The sequence below is a fragment of the Legionella fallonii LLAP-10 genome (assembly GCF_000953135.1).
In the GTDB taxonomy this organism is placed as follows: domain Bacteria; phylum Pseudomonadota; class Gammaproteobacteria; order Legionellales; family Legionellaceae; genus Legionella; species Legionella fallonii.
Genome location: NZ_LN614827.1, coordinates 3689808 through 3709758 on the forward strand (window position 1 = coordinate 3689808; position 19951 = coordinate 3709758).

Here is a 19951-nt window from a genome sequence, read left to right on the forward strand (position 1 = left end):
CCTTTTTATGTAAAAAAGAGATTAAATGGATTGAGTTTATAAGTATGGTGAAGATTAAGGTAAGAATAGTTACGTATGGTATTTCTTAAACGACTGGACAGGAATCTATGACGTTATCTTTTTCTATGGGTATTAGTCAAAACTGGGGTGCATTATCGATGATGCAATCTCCTGGTTTTTATTGGATTAATGCAGACCGTACAACAGACGCAGATCAATTTTGTAAACAAATAATTATGGCTCAATCTGAGGACACTAATGCTGCTTTAATATGCCAACATGAAATACCCCCCTCTTTCTTAACTGATATGACTACTCTATCCATAAAAAAATTACCTTTATTTACTATGCCCACTAAAAAAGCGGCCATTTTGCATATTACCACCGATCTAATGCGTGCATTAAAGCCCCAAAAACGATTGCTTATTTTATTAGTCAATTCCAGTCTATGGCAGTTATTCACCAAACATGAAATTAAAGTATGGATACAAAAAACCAGTAGATGGCTCAATATAGAACAAAGTACTTTACTACTGATTAATCATGGACTAGGCAGTCATCAATTACAAAGCCACTTGTTTTCTCAACATCGATTTCTAGACGGACTGTCGCAATTACACTGGCAAGAAGATTTTTTACAATACAGCATTTCTTGGTGGGCAACAGAAACAGGTTTCACCGCCAATCAAATTCTTTCCATGAATAAAGATCAACAAGACTGGAGCATGCAACCTGATAACAGTCAAAAGTCGCCCCTATCACAAAATGATGAATTTCTTTATTTAGCAGATAAAAAAACTCTGGAGGGAGCTTTACCACCCTCTGAAAATTGGCAGTTATTAGATAATAATACCTTATTAGTACAACAGGCCGAACGATTACAGGCCGCCACTATAATTTTCTCCCTATCAGACAGCAATCAGGTGGACGAGCTTGCCAAGCAAGTTCATTATCTACGTTGCCAATGTGGTGATGCTTTAAAAATAGTGATACGTGAAATGAGCAATAACATACGTTATAGCGATGAACGCTTACTGTTGGCCTGCGGCGCCAATTTAACTGTACCTCAGACAGTCTCTCTACCCAAATTTCTCACTATGTTGGAAAGTATACAAGGACAACGATTTAATCGTTTCGTGCCTAAAAATTTCGATGCTCTACTCAGCGCAATGCACCCCATAGAACAAAAAGGCTATCTCCCTGTAAAACAATTTAGCCAAATAGTTTTGTCCCGAATGTACAATACAATTCTTCCTGATAATGGTAAAGGGCTACTGGTTGCTTTGATGCCAGAGGAGAATGTGGCAACCGAACAAGCATTATCCTTATGTGATTTAAAACGTTCAGGTGATATAGTCACTATAACTAAAAACAGATTATTTCTATTCCTTTCTACCTGTGCTGTCAGTGATCTGGATACAGCGCTTAGTTATATTTTTCAACAGCCAGTGAACGTGATCTTTACTAATCACGTAGCCTGGGATCTCGACTTACAAATTATTTCAGAGATAAAACAACTTGAATTATATTGCAAGAGCATAGAAGATAAAGGGGAGACATTACCTGAGCAAGAAACAAAATTACAGGAACCTCCGGTAGCAGTAGCAAGACGAGTCCCTGAACCTATTACACTGACTATTAATAGGAACAAAAGGAAATGAACTATGGAACTAACTGATGTTATTCAAATCATCTCCATATCAGGCGTATTCTTTTTTGTACTGGGATGGACGAGTAAATCCCGAGTGCGAAAAGGGTTAAGAGCATTACAGAGCTTTTTCTTAAAACCTCGATATCTAAAAACTGCTGGGTTTTTATCGAATACTAATCACTCGGCACAAACTAAGAAAAAATAATGATAAATACAGAACAACTCTCTCAAGAAACCTCTTCTGCATGGCGCAACTGGCGTGGTTTAGGTGCATGGAACTACTATTTTATCTTAAAATTCGCTCTTTTATGGTATGGATATTTGAATTTTCATCCATTCCTTAATCTAATATTCCTAGCAGTTTTACTGTTTCCATTACCGTCTTTATTTTTACATCGTTGCAGAAATTGGTTAGCCTTACCCATTGGCCTTGGCTTGTTTTACCATGATACTTGGCTACCCAATATATATAGCATCATGGATCAAGGGGCTAATATTTTTAAATTCAGCCCGGACTATATACTTGAGCTGATAAATCGCTTTATAAATTGGCAGATGGTAGGTGCCGCCTTTGTTCTATTGGTTGCATATCTCTTTTTATCTCAATGGATTCGCATCACTGTCTTCACTGTAGTATTGCTCTGTTGGCTCAATATATTAACCATTCAGGGGCCGGCTATTTCGCTACTTCCTATGGCGAATAAAACTACCGCAAATCCCAGTCAAACAACAGCGACTACCGGCCAGCCATCTGCTGCTGTGACAACATCAACAACCAATATGCCACCAACAAATGAGAATCTGAATGCTTATCTGAATCAATTTTATAACACCGAAAAACCACGAAAAACTAATTTTCCTGATAAATTAGCTGCTGATGCCCAGGCATTTGATCTCTTAATTATTCACATTTGCTCCTTGGCATGGGCTGACTTGGACGCGGTACATTTAAGAAATCATCCTTTATGGAGTCAATTTGACATATTCTTTAATAAATTTAATTCAGCTGCATCCTACAGTGGCCCGGCTGGAATTCGCCTACTACGAGCCAGCTGTGGACAAACATCGCACACCGCTCTCTATGATCCTGTCAATCAAGATTGCTATCTGTTAGAGAACCTCGCTAAGCTTGGTTTTACTACAGAAGTCATGCTGGATCACAATGGTGTTTTTGGTAATTTTCTAAAAGAATTGCAAGATGATGGAGACATAGCCAAGGTGCCATTAATGTCTCATGTTGGCATTAATCAATCCATGATAGAGTTTGATGGCAGCCCACTTTTTAGCAATGATGAGCTGCTTAATAAATGGCTTAAAGAAAGACCTGCAAATAATGGCAAGCCAACCGCCACTTACTATAATATTATCACCCTACATGATGGCAATCGCTCTTTAGCAGACAGCAAGGTCATTCCTTATGAAGCAAGAGCAAAAAAATTGTTTGATCAGCTAGTTGATTTTTTTACTATTCTAGAAAAATCCGGTCGAAAAGTTGTGATTGTTGTCATTCCAGAACATGGCGCCAATCTTACTGGAGATAAGTTACAAATGCCCGGATTACGCGACATCCCTAGTCCAGCAATTACCCAAATCCCTGTTGGCATCAAATTAATTGGTGCTAAAGCACTAAATAAAGGGGAAGCGGTACAAATAAACAATCCAAGCAGTTATCTTGCAATCTCTGAATTAATATCACGTCTGGCGGATGGAAAACTATTTAACTCGCCTCAGCTGGATTTAAAAGCATTAACTAATAAATTACCGCAAACAGCTGAAGTTTCTGAAAATGAAGGGGTTATAGTCATAGATTATCAAGGTAAACCCTATGTACTCCTAAAAGGAGACAGTAATTGGGCTCCCTATCCTCAGCCATAAAACGAAATGTAGGTGCGCCTGACTGAGTTGAAGACCATTTGTTGGGCGAAAAAGCTGAATGACACTAAGTTAAGTTTTATGTAGCCCGGATTACATAGCTGTCAAGTTAAGAAGCGAAATATCGTTCTAAAGCCCTATCTCTACCCCTCTCCCGCGATTAAGTATTGGGTTCAAATATCTCTCGCGGGTGAGGGGGCTTTTCGTGCTATCTGAATATTATTCTGCTTCTAATTCCCTCTCCATCGAAGGAGAGGGGGAAATTGACCTCATTTCCTTCTTAACTTGACGGCTATGCGTATTAACGTAGTGTAATGGGCTACATTGTTCCGTGAATTTCTTTAATTTAGTGCCTTTCGAACGAACAATATAGGTCGAAATACGCTCGACTACTCAAAAATTATCGCTTAACTAAAATTCGTATAAGGAACAAGAGGTCTTAGTGGCATATCAAGATCACCCATCCAACCGTCAAGAGAATAACGAAGATAAACGGATATATGGCTTGGAGTAAAGTCTCTAGTTCGCTGGATATTAACCACACCGCCACAGGTCCAATGAGGACCAAGGCGACGCTCCACTAAAGCCAATAAGGTATATCCCCATCCAGTATTTGGCCCGCCTGTAACAATAGAATTTTGGGCGAGTGTGACTGGTGGAAATAAATATGGCAAAGGATAAAGCAAGCTATTCTGATTATTTGCAGTAGACCAGGAAATTGAACCGCCAAATTCATAAGACCAATTGGCTATTCTTTGTCTAAAATCAACGGGAAGAGCAAACGAAAGATAACTTTGTGGGCTATAATATCCCCCCTGCCCTAAGGTATAACCACTCAGATCCTTTTGATAATGCCAAAGCATATTATTAATACCAATAGACATTCGAGCATTATCTTCATTAATAAGTTTATAATAATAGCCTTCCATCAATCGAACTCGGTAGTTGTTAGCTACATTTTTACCCGTTAATTGATCTGCGTCCATAAAGCCCCATAAGCCAAAAGACCCCCCTCTATCATAGCTTAAAGATAAGCTAGGGCCGCTGGCAACAACACCACCCCATATAATCCCAGTATTAGGATCTCGAGCTCCGGCCAGGGACAATAATGAATTTGACATCGGCCTACGAGACGCCGCTAAGGTCCACCCCACATGATTGAAGCTTCCAGAATAAGCAATCCCCCCAACCGTATTAACAACATTAAATCCTAATGGAGTTTCACCAACATCTACAGCCCATTTATCATTTACCCAACCGACGGAACCACCAAGCCCCTTAGCTCTTTGCGCTATATCAGTGAAGCAACCATTAATCCCGCAGGTGCCAAAATTATTAAAAAAAGCACCTCCGTTAGTGGCAAAATTACCTGCGCTTACATAAACAATATCACTTCGTGCATATGCTCGCCCATCATATAAAGGCATATCAGCTTGGATTATATCGTCTCTAATGGTTAAAAGAGAGGTTCCACCAGTTCCACTCAAAGTCCAATTGTCATGTTCCGCCGTGATCCGCACCTCCCGTTGACGATAAAGCTGAGCGGCTTCAGAACGAATTCCTCGTTTCAACCAATCATCACTCTTATGATTACGCGTTAAAAAAGTATAAGTATTATTATCTCCTGGATAAATAGAGGTAATTTGGCTCTTAACCATTGCTTCTGCATAATCAGCTCTAGCCAATTGCGGCTGCTGTAATTTCCGCTCCAAATTTGCTGCATCACGAAATACCAACGAAGAAACCATACCGGGAGGAGCTATGCGTGCTTGCAGCTTTATGCGTTGAAAAATCATATAGGCTTTATTTGCTTCACCTACGGCAATCCAGGCATTAGCGACTCTGCGTTGCATGTTAAAGTCTAACGACGCTTCGCTTGGTTGTTCTACTAAGAGAAGACGATGTGCTTCTTTAATATGATTTCCAGCAACCAAAGCTTCTATTTCTCCTAAAAGAGCATCGGAATTTTGGGGTTCTGCTGCTCTAACTTCACGATAATACGCTAGTGCTTCATTAATTTTACCATCCTCTAACGCCCAATCGGCTAATTTCAACGTAATCATGGGCATTTTAGGTTGTTTTAGTAAATAAGCATTAGCACCTTCCTTATTCCCTCGATCCCTCATCTTTTGAGCATAATCCATAGCCATGCGAGCATGCTTAAGTACTAACTCTTTTTCTATACGTTGTGCCAAATCGAGACTGTCTTTATCCCAAAGTTTTTTGGGAATTTTGTTCAAATAAGCAATTGCCTTTTCATCCTGCTTAATTGAAGATAAAAAAAGTGCATAAACATAGATTACTTTGGGATTATTGTTTTGTTTTGCAACTAGTGACAATAATACGTCATTTGCTTTTTCATCTTGTTTTAACTCATGTAATACTTGTGCCAAATGATAAGCGAGCCAAGGATCATCGGGAGTTATTTGACGCGCATCCCTATATTTTTGTAATGCTTCGAACCATTGTTTACGAGCAACAAAACGCTCTGCTTGTTGTTGTAAAACATCACTTTGTAAGTCTCGCCTAATGTCTTTAAATTTAAATTGTTTACTCAGCGGTAAACTATCTAAATAACTTAGTGCTTTTTGTGGCGATTGGCGCCTATAAATCCCTATCAAACCATACACAGCAATACTACCACTAGGATAAAGACGTTCTGCTTTTTTATATTCTTGCTCCGCAGTTACATAATCTTTTCGAGTATAAGCCACATTCCCTAAGCCAATTACTGCAAAATCATTAGTACTATCATATTGGACTGCCAACTGATATTTTTGCTGAGCTAAAGCAAGATTACCCGCTTTAAATGCCCTATCCCCTTCTATATTGAGTAATTGAGACAATGTAGATTGAAGAGAATTGATCCAATTAACATTACTTAATCTATTATTTTGAATAAGATTATTTTTTTGCAGATAAAGATATAAATCCTGCAAATGAGCCACGCCCTCATTCTCTAGTTCAGGTATTCTTGCCACTATAGACCAATACTCAACGGCAAGTGTGAGGGTAGGTGGATCGCCATGAAAAAGATCATCATAGAGTTTTTTTGCTTCAACTAGCTTTCCAGCAACAGCTAATAATCGCGCTTGCTGGAGTTTTTGCCCTGCTTCGGGTTGCGATAATGCAACATTGATTTGTGCTTGTTTATAGATTTCAGAATTGGGTGCTACTCTCTTTAATTTATCCAACAATTGCTCTGCTAAAATACGATTCCCCTTGCGCAAAGCAAATCTCAAACGAGCGACTATTACCTCTGGATCATTAGGCGCTATAAGATCTAGACGATAAAGTGCTTGTTCCACTAAATCATCTCTATAATTTGCTTCACCAGCCAGCACTTGTTGCAACAAAAATTGTTTCGGTGTGAGACTATCCGCAGCCTGCGCTTGAGAGATACAGGCAGCACTGAACAAAACTAAGCTGAGCTTACTTAGCTTAAATTTGACATTTCGGATAGGTTTTTTCAATTATATTATCCAATTATCTGTTTCGATAACTCAACACCAGGTTGATCGAACGCATTAATATTCCATATTACACTTTGGGTAAAAATTTTATGCTCATATAGAGCCATTAAAGAACCAAGTGTTTTAGGGGTCCAATCAAATAAAGAGAGATGATTAGTGGGCGTTTTAAACGATTTTAATTGCTTACAATCACGAGACCCCGCTCCATTGCTCAACACTTTTTGATGTGCATTGCACATTTTATTAACCATAGCATTTTCTAAAGTATCTATACTGATTAAATCAGCGGCAACTCTATGTGTTCCTTGGCACAATAACTGAAAATAACTATGTTGAACTTGATGCGCAGGCCCCCCCCAAATAATAGGCCCTGTAGCATAATTAACTATTCGTCCGTCTTTGTCTATTGATTTCCCATTACTTTCCATATCCAATTGTTGTATGTAAGGAACAAAATGCTGAAGATCATAAAAGTAAATTAACATCAACAGATTATGAATTTTCAAGAAATTAATATTCCAAATGCCAAGAAGTGCTAAAAGAACGGGTAAGTTTTGTGAAAACTTAGTATTCTGAAAATGTTTATCCATCTCTCGCGCTCCTACAAGCATTTCGGAAAAATGTTTATATCCGATTGCAATACAGGTAATAAGATTAATAGAAGAACACGTAGAATAACGACCACCAACCCAAGTCCAGGTAGGGATCACATTATCTATTCCAAATTGCCTCGCTTTATCTACATTTGCGGTAACCGCAATAATATGCTTATTAATATGTTGAGGCTGAGCTAGCCATACAATAGCCTTATCCATGTTACATAAGGTTTCCTTTGTAGTGAACGATTTTGAAGCAATGATAAAAAGGGTTGTTTCTGGATTTAATTGACTTAATTTATGCTGAAACTCATGTGGATCAATGCCAGATATAAAATGAAATTTTAATTTATCCGTTGTAAAGTCAATTAATGCCCTGGTACAAAATTTTGGCCCCAAAAAAGAACCACCAATGCCTATATTAACAATATCAGTAATGGGTTTTCCTGAAAATCCATACCATTCCCCATTTCTGAGCCGAGTAGAAATATCCCGCATTAGCTCACGAGCATGTATAACATCGGGAATAATATTATGACCCTTTACAATAATTTGTTCATCGGCTGAAGCTCTAAGTGCCGTATGTAATGCTGGTTTATGCTCTGAAGTATTAACATGATGTCCGGACATTAGCTGATTTATTTTTTCTTGCAATCCACACTCATCCGCAAGAGAAAAGAGCAAATGCAATACTTCGTCGTCTATAAATTGTTGGCTGTAGTCAATTGCAATATTTGATGCTGTGGCACAATATTTTTTTGACCTTATATTCTTATTAGAGTCGAGTAACTGAAGATGCGACTCATCACAATTGGATTGCTTATAGTGCTCTAGCTGCTTCCACGAACTAATTTGTGTTAATGCGAGCATAAAATATTACCGTTCAAAATGTTGCTTATGTATTGTTTCTAACAACCATTTAGAAAAACGTTCCCCCTCTACAGGATCAATTCTTCCTAGATCGACGTTCGCTTTTAAAAAGCCTAATATACTGCCACAATCATAACGTGTTCCATCATAGCGATACGCTAAAACAGATTCTTTTTTTAATAAACATTTAATTGCATCTGTCAGTTGAATCTCGTCTCCATCAACATGCGGCAACGCTCTAATTTCATCAAAGATACTTGCGCTAAGAATATAACGCCCAACAATAGCAATATTTGAAGGAGCATGATCTGGAAGTGGTTTTTCTACTAAGTCAGTAATATCGAGAATACGCTCAGTGCGTTGTTTCCCTGCAATAATGCCATATTGTGAGGTATGCTCAGGAGAAACATTTTGCACTGCGAGAACGCTGGTTCTATATTCTTTATAAATGTCGACCATTTGCTTCATAATGGGAGGCTCACCAATAATCAGATCATCGGCAAGCAACACAGCAAACGCCTCATCACCTATCAAACTTTCAGCGCATAAAACGGCATGCCCCAGGCCTAAAGGTTTCGGTTGTCGGACATAAAAACACTCCATATCTTCTGGTTTCACTGCATGTACCAAAGACAAAAGTTCCATTTTGTTATGGGAAATTAGTTCGTTCTCTAATTCATTCGATATATCAAAATGATCTTCAATAGCTCGTTTATAATGGCAAGTGACAAAAATCATTTGTCGTATTCCTGCAGCATAAGCCTCTTCAACCGCATACTGAATTAAGGGCTTATTAACGATAGATAACATTTCCTTTGGAGCAGCTTTAGTTGCTGGCAAAAATCGGGTTCCTAGACCAGCCACAGGAAATACAGCTTTTTGTATTGGAGCATGAGTGAGTTTCATTGTTAATTAAGCCTTTTTATTTTATTTATAGCAAAAAAAACAAGTATTATCATTTATCAATAGCATAGAATGAGTAGAAAAAAAATATTAAGTTCTACAACTGGATGATAATTAATCAAATGGCGTTAACCTTAAAGATAAATCCTATGTACTAAAGTGTAGCGTGGTTGCTTACAACCTAGTTACACTACATAAGCTCGTCTCTCCCTGAGAGAACAATGTAGAATATTATTTAGTAAAAACAAAGCCCCTCCCATAAAAAAATACTAACACATGGAACAATGATTGCTATAATTTAAATTAATACCATCGTTAAAAGAGCAAAAAAATGGATAACAGGGCACTGAGCTTTAATAAAAAAACAGCGACAAAATTGCCAGAAGACTTATATGTCTTAGCCAATACCTATTCTTTGTCTAAATTAAACTATATCGATATTGCGCAACAAGAACATTTTGTGAAAATGATGAAAGATTGGCCTCTATTAGCCGAGTTAGCCCAACTCACTTCCCCAAATACAAATTAACTTTAAATTTTGAAAAGGATGACTTCATTATGCCAGTAATCGGATTACAAGGAGTCCGAGGAGGTTCAGGAACCACATCTCTAACTGCGGGATTGGCCTGGTCTTTGCAAAAACTAGGAGCATCCGTATTAGCCATAGATTGCTCACCAGATAATATGTTACGACTGTATTTTAATATGCCGTTCACCCAAAAACGTGGTTGGGCTCGTGCTATGGTAGACGGTATTCCGTGGCAAGAAAGTGCAATGAGTTATACTAAATTATTAGATTTTGTACCTTTTGGAACTATCTCCAAAACAGAACAACTCAAGCTAGAAACTCAACCTAAAATGGATTCGGCATTTTGGCAATCACAGCTAACACTAACCGATTTAATCGCTCACAAGAGTTATGATTGGATTCTTTTAGACCTGCCAACAGAGCATCTTACTTCATTTGCTCATTATGGATTATCCCTTATCGATTGTAGAATTCGTATATTAAATGCCAACATGTCATGTCACGTTGGTTTACATCAGCAAGAATTACCAGGTAATTGTTATTTTTTAGTTAATAAGTACAACTCGTCCTATCTATTACAAAAAAATCTAATGCAATTATGGCGACAAGCTCTATCTGAGCTATTACCACTAATAGTTCATAGCGATGAAGCGATTACTGAATCACTCGCGGTCAAACAGCCCCCGGGTGAATATGGCGCCAACAGCCTTGCGGCCAAAGATCTAATGGCATTAGCTAATTGGTGCTGCGCCTCTTTGGTAAAGCAAATATCATGAGTATCATTCTTCGCCTATTCTTCAATGAGTCCCTAGCTCAAAAATTTGAGGCACACTATCAAAATTATAGACACCACGGCGCTTCTTTTTTTGCTGCATTTCTCGCTAATTTTTTTTGGAGCTTAGGTTGGCTTTTCTTAAAATTTGAATCACCATATTGGCAATGGGTCAGAGCAAATCATTTGAAATTATTTCCTCAAATTTCTGTAATTCACCCAAAAATCGGAGATATACTGCGCTATTTTATTCAATCAACTTGGCTAATCTTAATTCTTCCTTCGCGACAAAACAGAATCAGCCCTAGTATTAAGCAATGGCAAAAACAAAGCATCGATGCCTACTATTCTAACATTAATCTTTTACCTCATAAAATTCATCGCAGTAAAATGGGGAAAAAAACGAGGAACTACGTCAAAAAGTTAAGTCACAATGCCTACAAAGCTTTATTAATCTTACTCAGCTTTTTTTCAGGAATACTATTAATTTTATGTATTACCCAACCCTTTAGCCCTATACCCCAATTTATTTTTTTAATGCTTTTATTAGTTACGGCATTAAGTATTAGACACATACCTGGACACCCCACAGTCATTATGCTCGTAGTCATTTCACTCATTGTTTCTTGCCGATATTTATGGTGGCGTTATAGCGCCACACTGGTCTGGGAAGATACAGTAAGTATGATATTTGGCGTACTGCTTATCCTTGCTGAAACTTATATTTTTGTAGTCCTTGTGCTTGGCTATCTTCAAAGTATTTGGCCCTTACACCGAAACCCTGTTTCGCTTCCCGAAGATTACTCCACTTGGCCTACCGTTGACATTATGATCCCAACCTATAATGAAGAGCTAGGCGTTATTAAGCCAGGAGTTTATGCCGCACTGGGTATAGATTGGCCAAAAGACAAACTCAATATCTATATCCTTGACGATGGAAACCGTTTGTCAGTGGAAAAATTTGCCCAAGAGAGCGGCGTTCATTACATTACCCGTAGCAACAACGCTTATGCTAAGGCGGGTAATATCAATAATGCATTACAATACTCTAAAGGCGAATTCATCGTTATTTTTGACTGTGACCATATCCCTACTCATAGCTTTCTCCAATTAACCATAGGTTGGTTTTTAAAAGATCCTAAATTAGCTATCGTGCAAACACCACATCACTTTTTTTCACCAGACCCTTTTGAACGCAACTTAGGGGCATTTCAAAATATACCCAATGAAAGTGCATTGTTCTACGGCATAATACAAGATGGGAATGATTTATGGGATGCGACCTATTTTTGTGGTTCCGCCGGTATACTTCGCCGTAGTGCGCTGGAAGAAGTAGGTGGCTTTTCTGTAGAAAGTGTCACTGAAGATGCGCTTACCTCTATCCGCTTACAACGTAAGGGCTACACCTCTGCCTACATACGTATCCCCATGGCAGCAGGTTTAGCGACAGAAAGTTTATCAGGCCACATAGGCCAACGAATTCGCTGGGCGCGAGGTATGGTACAAATTTTACGCACAGATAACCCATTAACAGGTAAAGGTCTCAAAATCTCCCAACGTCTCTGTTATTTCAATGCCATAATGCACTTCCTATCAGGTATCCCTCGATTGATTTTTCTGGTTACACCAGTAGCATTTCTAGCACTATATGCTCGAATTGTTTATGCTCCTGCAATAATGGTTTTATTATATGGGCTCCCCCATATTATTCATGCCGTACTGTCTAATAGCCGCATCCAAGGAAAATATCGCCACTTTTTATGGAATGAAATTTATGAAACAGTAATGGCTTGGTATATCGCAATACCCACAACTGTCGCTTTAATCAATCCACGCAAAGGGAAATTTAATGTTACAGTCAAAGGGGGCTTAGTCAAAGAGCGCTATGCAGACTGGGTAACTGCGCGACCTTACGTCATTCTACTTTGCATCAATTTTATTGGTTTAATTGCTGGATTCATCCGTCTGTTTTGGGGACCAAGCGAAGACATTCTAGCGGTACTCATCACTTTATCCTGGGTAATCTATAATATAACAATCCTTGGCGGAGCCTTAGGCGTGGATGTTGAAGCCAAGCAAATACGTAAATCGCATAGAGTCAAATTTTCTATGCCTGCCGCCATAGCTCGAGCTGATGGTCACTTATTTCCCTGTACCTTGCGTAATTATTCAGGAAGTGGAGTGGGTATAGAAATTGACGACCCTACATGGCTAAAAAATGGCGAAAAAATAGCACTGATACTGAATAAAGGTCTTGAGGAATTCCGTTTTCCATGTACCGTCATGCGCATTTTTAATCGAGAGGTAGGTATACGTTTGGATGAGCTTTCCTTAAAACAAAATATAGATTTTATACAATGTACCTTCGCTAGAGCAGACAACTGGGTTCTATGGCAAAAATACATTCCTGAAGAAAAAACGATAGAAAGCATGCGCCATGTTTTCCAACTGGACTTCCGTGGATATCTTAGTATTATAGAATATGCCCCACCTTTAATTCGCAGTATATTGTCTGCTCTAACTAATATATTAATGTGGGTAGTGTCGTTTTTCCCTCGTACAATTAAAAAAAATCAGGCGCAAGCCGCTAATGCCGTTGGAATAGTTGAAATTTAATGGATGATGACCTAATGATAAAAAAAACAGTCTATATCACAACATTGTTTTTGATAGCTGTCAGTTTGCTTGCTCAAATAATACAAGCCGCGCCTGTAAAAGCCCAAAATACCGCTACAAAAAACCAGGTCACTACTCAACCAGCAACCACAGTTGCTCTCACTACTGACGCCCCCACGCAAAAAATAAAACTATTTTTTAATAAAGACACATTGACACCGAAGACTTTTACTATTTTTGGCCTCAATCCGGACAATAGCGTGGAGTTTACCATCCGCAAAGATCAACTGGTTACTCAAGCCCAATTAAACCTGCAATTTACTCCGTCCCCATCATTAATTCCGATACAATCTCAATTGAAAATCTATCTGAATGAGGAACTTGTAGGCCTGATAACTCTCATAGATGAGATGTTAGGAAAATCCAATCACCTTGAAATACCAATCGATCCTCGGTTTATTAATGATTTTAATCGGTTAAAACTACACTTTATTGGTCACTATAAAGCCATATGCGAAAACCCAGCGAATACCACTCTATGGATGGAAATCAGCAAGCTCAGTTTTCTTGAACTGATGACTCAAACTTTAGAATTAAAAAATGAACTAACCCACTTCCCTGAACCATTTTTTGATCGTTTGGATGATAAACCATTAGTACTACCTATGGTATTTGCAGCACAACCGGATTTAACCCAACAACGAGCCGCAGCAATTTTGGCATCGTGGTTTGGCGCTAAATCACGATGGCATGGTCAATCATTCCCTGCTCTATTTAATGAATTGCCCGGACGTAATGCTATTGTACTTCTTACAAACACGCAACGTCCCGACTTTCTTAAAAGTTATCAAACGGTAAATGCCCCTACAGTAGAAATGATTAGTCATCCAGACAATCCCTATATCAAGCTATTGGTTATTTCCGGCCGTGACAGCAACGATTTAATCACTGCGGTAAAAGGAATAGTCACAGGTAATATTCTGTTTCGTGGTTCCAGTGTAACAGTGGATCAAGTAGAAACTATTGCACCACGTAAACCCTATGATGCACCTTATTGGGTTCGCACCGATAGACCCACCTCATTTGAAGAACTACAGCAATTTAAAGAGCAATTACAAACCAGGGGATTTAATCCCAGTCCCATTTCCCTGCCATTTAATTTACCTCCAGATTTATTTCTCAATGGTAGTCCAGGGGTAAAAATATCGCTGAAATATCGTTATACTGTACCGCCACCACAAGGTGTTTCACATCTCAATGTCAGTCTAAATAACTACTTCGTCCAAAGCTTTAAGTTGCTGTCGACATCCGAGCAAGAACCAAAATTACTTGGCGTAGTACCTTTATCCGCAGCAAACGACACAACAAAACAATTTACTATCCCAGTATTAGACTTAGGAACAAACAACGAAATGGTATTTGATTTTGCTTATACTAACTCTATAGGCGGGGGGACAATAGATGGGCGTTGTGAATCCTACACTTTAACAGACAATTATGCTGCTATTGATGGTAACTCTACTATAGATTTCTCAAATTATTATCATTATATAGCGCTGCCTAATTTAAGAGCCTTTATCAGCGCGGGTTTTCCTTTTAGCCGTCTTGCTGACTTGTCTGAAACTTGGATCTTAATCAGCAAACAACCTCTCGCCGTAGAAGTAACTACGTTATTAAATACTATGGGTAGCATAGGTTCCCAGACAGGATTTCCTGTTTTAGCAATGAGTTTAACTGATGACTGGGCACAATTAAAAAACAAAGATGTTGACACTCTCATCATCGGCAATATACCTGGTGAGTTATATGATGATAGCAAAATTAATCTTCTGATGAAGAAAACGGAAAGTTGGATTAACTCACCATTTCGCCAAGCAGAATTACCTGATATACCCGTAACCCCTGGTAATGCAGCAGTAAACAATAAAACCGTGGTAAGCTCTAATGGAGTACTTGCTGCCATAATAGGTCTGCAATCCCCCTACTACAAACAACGCAGTATCATAGGCCTTCTTGCAGACACACCGCGTGGCTTTGAACTACTTAATGAAACATTTTCTGTAAAAAGTCTTAGTGGCCAGGTATTTGGTTCTGTAGCCGTAATTAAAGAATCAGGGATAAATAGTTTACAAGTTGGCCCCATTTATCATGTTGGCTATTTACCGTGGTATATGCATATTTGGCTTGCACTGCAACAACATCCGATCAATATGGCTTTAGCTTCATTAGTAGCTGCGCTGATTGTGACCTATTTATTATGGCAAGCTTTAAGGGCGATTAGTCGACATCGCTTAAAAAAATAGACCGCCTTAATAACTCAGTACTACTTGGCGCAAATTAAAAGATGAGAGTAAGGTAAATCCGCAGCCTCCCGCCAGAGGCTTTGTCGTATAGGATTTACAAACAAGTCACGTGAGCGACTAGGATTAAATAAAATGAAAGATCAATACACTTTTTTTTTTAAAACTTTGGTAGTCATTTTTTTGCTCCTTTTGCTTCATTCGAGCAGTCTGAAAACGTTAATGTATTGGCCATCATGGCTTGATTTCAAACGATTGTATATTAGTGATGATGGGCGAGTAGTTGACTCATCATCCCCGAATAAGGTTACTACCTCTGAAGGACAAAGTTACGCGCTATTTTTTGCCTTGGTTGCTAACGATCGTCCGATGTTTGATAAATTAATTCGATGGACAGAAAATAATCTTGCTGCAGGAGATTTAAGTGCGCAATTACCCGCTTGGTTATGGGGGCAAAATCAGCAAAAACAATGGAAAATCCTAGATCCTAATTCGGCCTCTGATTCCGATCAGTGGATAGCTTATACTCTACTTGAAGCAGGGCGTTTATGGAGGAATCAACATTATGAGTCATTGGGAACCCAATTGCTCGAACGAATTTTAAAAGAAGAAGTAGCCGATATTCCCGGTATAGGAAAAACGGTATTACCGGGTAAAATGGGCTTCGTTCATGGAAACAACTGGCGGCTTAATCCAAGTTATTTGCCACCCCAAGCGCTTGCCAAATTTGTTTCCGTCAATAAGCAGTGGCAAGATGTGGAACAAAGCAGTTTACGTTTATTGGTCGACGCCTCACCCAAAGGTTATGCCCCTGATTGGATTATTTGGAACAAAAATGCGGGTTGGCAACCCGATCAAGAACAGCCCAATGTTGGTAGCTATAATGCCATTCGTGTCTATTTATGGATTGGTATGCTCGCTGATGATCTAGGTTACAAAAAAGAACTGGTTGAGCACTTTATGCCAATGGTAAAAATTACCCAACAACAGGGAGTGCCGCCAGAGCAAATCAACACGGTTACAGGAGCGTATTCTGGTAAAGGACCAGTAGGATTCTCAGCTGCCTTATTACCCCTTATGGCCAACTCCCCTGCCCTTAAAGAACAACGTTCACGTGTGGATAAATCCCCTATAGCTCCAGGAGATTATTATAATTCAGTACTGCGGCTTTTTGGCCAAGGCTGGGATCAACAGCATTATCGTTTTAGTCCTCGGGGTGAACTTATCCCTGAATGGAATTGATCCCCCTCAGGGTCGGTTCCCGTTCGCAAGCATGAGTCCCAATGGCCTGATTTTGGAGCACTAAAGCCCGGTAAATCAAGGCGAGAGCCAAAATGGTAGAAATATAAACAGAACTAATATTATCTTAATAAATTTATGATAAGATAACGGTCACGGATTATCATTGTTTAATTCAGAATGATAGAAAGGAAGGATAATAAAGGTTTAATTAATTATTAAATAAACAAATATATGGGTAATTCACGAATAAGTCTCATAAAACATCGTTTCTTTGATAAATCCTCAAAAGAGAAAAATACATCTCTTTCTATTCCCCCTGAGCAAAAGCAAACGAAAGAAGACGCGACAGATGAAACTGTCGTACTTGCACCAAAACCAGGAAAGCCGTCAACACAATTACCCCCTATAGCAGCAGGTAACGAAAGGAATACTGACTTTTCGCTTTTTAAAGAAGATGATTTTGATTTAGACTATTTACAAGCAGAATTTTCCTCGTTATATCAATTATTTATTTCTAATAAACATCTGTGGGTAAAAAAAGAAGACTTAGTTGCTTATATGTACTATCTCTGTAATTTAATGATTCTTTATTATCAATATGACTATGTCAGTGCTGATTTGCAAAAATTAGAAGAAAAAAGAAAAGCCATCGAAAATTTTATTGAAACGAGCTTTTCTAAACAAGCACAAGAAGCAATCTACCAATTATCTAAAGAATTAAAAGACCGCAGCTCAATTAGCACACCGTCTTCTATTAGCATTGCTCAAATACGCCAATATATTTCTATTCTCAATACTAACCGCTCTCAATGGGGTTATAGCCGCGCTTTGGCAAGCCATGCAATTGTCTATATACAAAACAACTGCGGCACGCATACAGACACCACAGGTGGTCAATGTGTTTCCACCGAGATTATTAGTTTCTTGGATAAAACAAGAGAGCCAATGGCTGTTTTAGGTATTGCACTCTTTGGACTTCGCTTTCTAATCAATTTAGTGCTCCTGCTCAAACATATAATACAAGCAGCAATAAGCAAAGAACTCTCTGTCAAAAAAGTACTAACGCATGAAATGGATAAACGCGGTTTTACCATGTCCAGTGATTTTGTCTGGGCAACAGTTACTTTATTGACGACTTATAACATCTATTTTCAAATCCCAACCGCAGCTATTTCCCCAATTGTTCTCAGTTTTCTTGTGTTTGATTCTTTATTATTGATAACACAATGGGCTGTGGAAACAGCCAAATATAATAAGCGATTAGAAGAGTTAATGAATCAAGAACAAAATGCGGCGTCACTTGAGAAAGCAACGATTAAAAGACAGATTGATTTATTAAATGATGAATGGGAAACTCAATGTGCTTACTATCTCATTAATATTCTGGCAGCCAATATTATCTTTATAGCTTTTGGAGTCAGCATGTTTTGTTCAGGAGGATTCATTCTTGCGGGCATGGCCTTTTTAAGCATGCTAGGCAATGCCCTTTATAATACAGCCGAAGAATTTAAAAAATATCAACAAGCCCAAATTGCTATTCGCAGAGAACAAGCTAATGGCGCCCTATTGAATGATGAACACCATCAACAACTCATGAGCAAACTTTATGAACAATGCAACCAAGCCAGCATTGAGTTTTGGAAAACTTTAGCCTTCAATGTAGGAGCAACTGCCTTTATTATTACCGCCACTGTCATCTCATGGCCTGTAGCTCTTAGTTTAACTCTAACTTATGCTGCTTATCGCCTATATACCAATCATCAAAGTAAACTAGAAGCATCCGATAAAGAACACAATGGCCCTAATGATATTTACCGTTCACTAGAGCGAGAACAATCGGAAGAGCAAGTCTTAACCCCTTGCTTGCCCTAATGATGCGCAATCAAACTGCGAAATTGATCTCCTCTCAATTTTGACGTCTCGCGACTCGTTCGCAAGATCCGAAGCTCTCATAAGGATGTTGACTGAGAAGAAAATTGTAGCCCGGATGGAGCGAAGCGAATCCGGGAGCATGGCTCGAATCAGTGTCGCCCCGGGTTACGTCCGTGTCTTCACCCAGGCTATATCTCTTAAGTTGATGTCATTACGTGAACACTTACTCTGTAACTGAACTCCACTCAGGAACTCTAGTTATGAGCAAATTAATTAACAAGCTCGAAGAGGTCATTCAATTTTGATTGAATTATAGTATTGAGGCAAAGTGTCAGAAATCAAAGAATCTACCTCCGCAACATAGGGAACATCATCCACTGCTGTACGTGGATGCACCCTGTCATTCACCCATGAACCAGACCAATTTCCTGTGGTTTTTACACAACCTTTCGCAAAATCATGTAATTTATATTTTTTTTCTAATTCAAAACACCCAGATAAAAATATATCTACATAAGACTGCACAAGAGGATATTGGGTAGATGGAAGAGCATTATCGGCGAGAGTGGTGTAGATCCAATATTGTCCTTCAGGCAATGGATCTTTAGTCAGTGATTGAATTTTCTCTTTAGGTACATTAACCCTACAGTAAGTATTTTCACGCTTATCATAATTGAAGAGATCCGCGGAGACCTTTAATTTAAAATAAACGGCATTCATTGTCACATCGGGTTTTGCTTTTACCCCCAAATAGGTAGTACCAAACCGTGGATCGGTACTGTGCTCAATCCAGCCACGCTCAAAACCAGTTACATAGATAGGAATGTTATCACCAACATTGGCGCTGTCTTCACGCTTGGACTCTTCTTTCATTAGTGATCCATAACCGATGATAAATTGAGACAGTTTGATATCGGCAGGGGGCCTACATGTCTGTGCTTCAGGATTACCTTTGGCATAAACAGGTAAGCTTAACGCAAACAAAAGTAAAAACGCATTCCTGTATTTTAAAGTCATTCCATTACCTCAAATTAGTTTGAATTCAACAAAAAATCATGATGAAACATTTTGCCGTATTAATGCCACGAGGTAAACTTGTTATAGCCCTAATGCCCCCAGCAGAGTCAGAAGCGTTTCAATTCAGATTATTAGACTTCGTTCCAAACTCGCATTTGAAAAGAAGTCTATTTATTCAAATCTTCAGATTTCTGTCTCCATGCCCCATTAGAACCGCTATTCTTAAAATACCGTTAGC

At 38.8% G+C, this 19951-nt stretch carries 13 protein-coding genes; 9 read left to right on the top strand and 4 right to left on the bottom strand.

All coding sequences use genetic code 11. From position 1 onward, the window contains the following. Positions 1–107: 107 nt before the first annotated feature. From bcsE to bcsG, 3 genes are read left to right on the top strand one after another with little or no spacing between them, the layout of a single operon-like run. Positions 108–1661 (top strand): cellulose biosynthesis protein BcsE, encoded by a 1554-nt coding sequence (bcsE, locus tag LFA_RS15350; RefSeq protein ID WP_045096948.1) that lies wholly within the window; start codon positions 108–110, stop codon positions 1659–1661. A gap of 3 nt (positions 1662–1664) precedes the next feature. Continuing rightward, positions 1665–1856: a cellulose biosynthesis protein BcsF gene (gene bcsF, locus LFA_RS15355; protein ID WP_045096949.1), complete on the top strand. Its 192-nt coding sequence runs from the start codon at positions 1665–1667 to the stop codon at positions 1854–1856. Further along, positions 1856–3526 (top strand): cellulose biosynthesis protein BcsG, encoded by a 1671-nt coding sequence (gene bcsG, locus LFA_RS15360; protein WP_045096950.1) that lies wholly within the window; start codon positions 1856–1858, stop codon positions 3524–3526. The genes bcsF and bcsG overlap by 1 nt, the downstream gene beginning before the upstream one ends. 404 nt (positions 3527–3930) lie before the next feature. On the opposite strand, the gene bcsC is transcribed toward bcsG, so the two are convergent. From bcsC to galU, 3 genes are read right to left on the bottom strand one after another with little or no spacing between them, the layout of a single operon-like run. Further along, on the bottom strand, positions 3931–6996 hold the full coding sequence (gene bcsC, locus LFA_RS15365) for a cellulose synthase complex outer membrane protein BcsC (RefSeq protein ID WP_197541195.1): 3066 nt from the start codon (positions 6994–6996) through the stop codon (positions 3931–3933). 5 nt (positions 6997–7001) lie between these two features. Further along, positions 7002–8462: a glucose-6-phosphate isomerase gene (gene pgi, locus LFA_RS15370; protein ID WP_045096951.1), complete on the bottom strand. Its 1461-nt coding sequence runs from the start codon at positions 8460–8462 to the stop codon at positions 7002–7004. A 6-nt stretch (positions 8463–8468) separates the two neighbouring features. After that, positions 8469–9368 (bottom strand): UTP--glucose-1-phosphate uridylyltransferase GalU, encoded by a 900-nt coding sequence (galU, locus tag LFA_RS15375; RefSeq protein WP_045096952.1) that lies wholly within the window; start codon positions 9366–9368, stop codon positions 8469–8471. Positions 9369–9696: 328 nt separating this feature from the next. On the opposite strand from galU, the gene bcsR reads away from it, so the two are divergent. From bcsR to LFA_RS15405, 6 genes are all read left to right on the top strand, one after another. Continuing rightward, positions 9697–9894: a cellulose biosynthesis protein BcsR gene (gene bcsR, locus LFA_RS15380; RefSeq protein ID WP_045096953.1), complete on the top strand. Its 198-nt coding sequence runs from the start codon at positions 9697–9699 to the stop codon at positions 9892–9894. Positions 9895–9923: 29 nt separating this feature from the next. Beyond that, positions 9924–10670, top strand: coding sequence for a cellulose biosynthesis protein BcsQ (bcsQ, locus tag LFA_RS15385; RefSeq protein ID WP_045096954.1), 747 nt, complete (start codon positions 9924–9926; stop codon positions 10668–10670). Beyond that, positions 10667–13282 carry a UDP-forming cellulose synthase catalytic subunit gene (gene bcsA / locus LFA_RS15390; protein ID WP_045096955.1) on the top strand — a complete coding sequence of 872 codons (2616 nt, stop codon included), beginning with the start codon at positions 10667–10669 and terminating at the stop codon, positions 13280–13282. The genes bcsQ and bcsA overlap by 4 nt, the downstream gene beginning before the upstream one ends. A gap of 14 nt (positions 13283–13296) precedes the next feature. Then, complete coding sequence (bcsB, locus tag LFA_RS15395) at positions 13297–15585, top strand: cellulose biosynthesis cyclic di-GMP-binding regulatory protein BcsB (protein ID WP_045097680.1); 2289 nt, start codon at positions 13297–13299, stop codon at positions 15583–15585. A 132-nt stretch (positions 15586–15717) separates the two neighbouring features. After that, positions 15718–16824 (top strand): cellulose synthase complex periplasmic endoglucanase BcsZ, encoded by a 1107-nt coding sequence (gene bcsZ / locus LFA_RS15400; protein WP_045096956.1) that lies wholly within the window; start codon positions 15718–15720, stop codon positions 16822–16824. A gap of 231 nt (positions 16825–17055) precedes the next feature. Further along, positions 17056–18696: a hypothetical protein gene (locus tag LFA_RS15405; protein ID WP_052674003.1), complete on the top strand. Its 1641-nt coding sequence runs from the start codon at positions 17056–17058 to the stop codon at positions 18694–18696. Between the two features lie 291 nt (positions 18697–18987). Here the strand turns inward: LFA_RS15405 and LFA_RS15410 are convergent, their stop codons facing one another. Further along, a complete protein-coding gene (locus LFA_RS15410; protein ID WP_052674004.1) occupies positions 18988–19713 on the bottom strand; it encodes a hypothetical protein in 726 nt (241 codons plus the stop codon). Between the last annotated feature and the right edge of the window lie 238 nt (positions 19714–19951).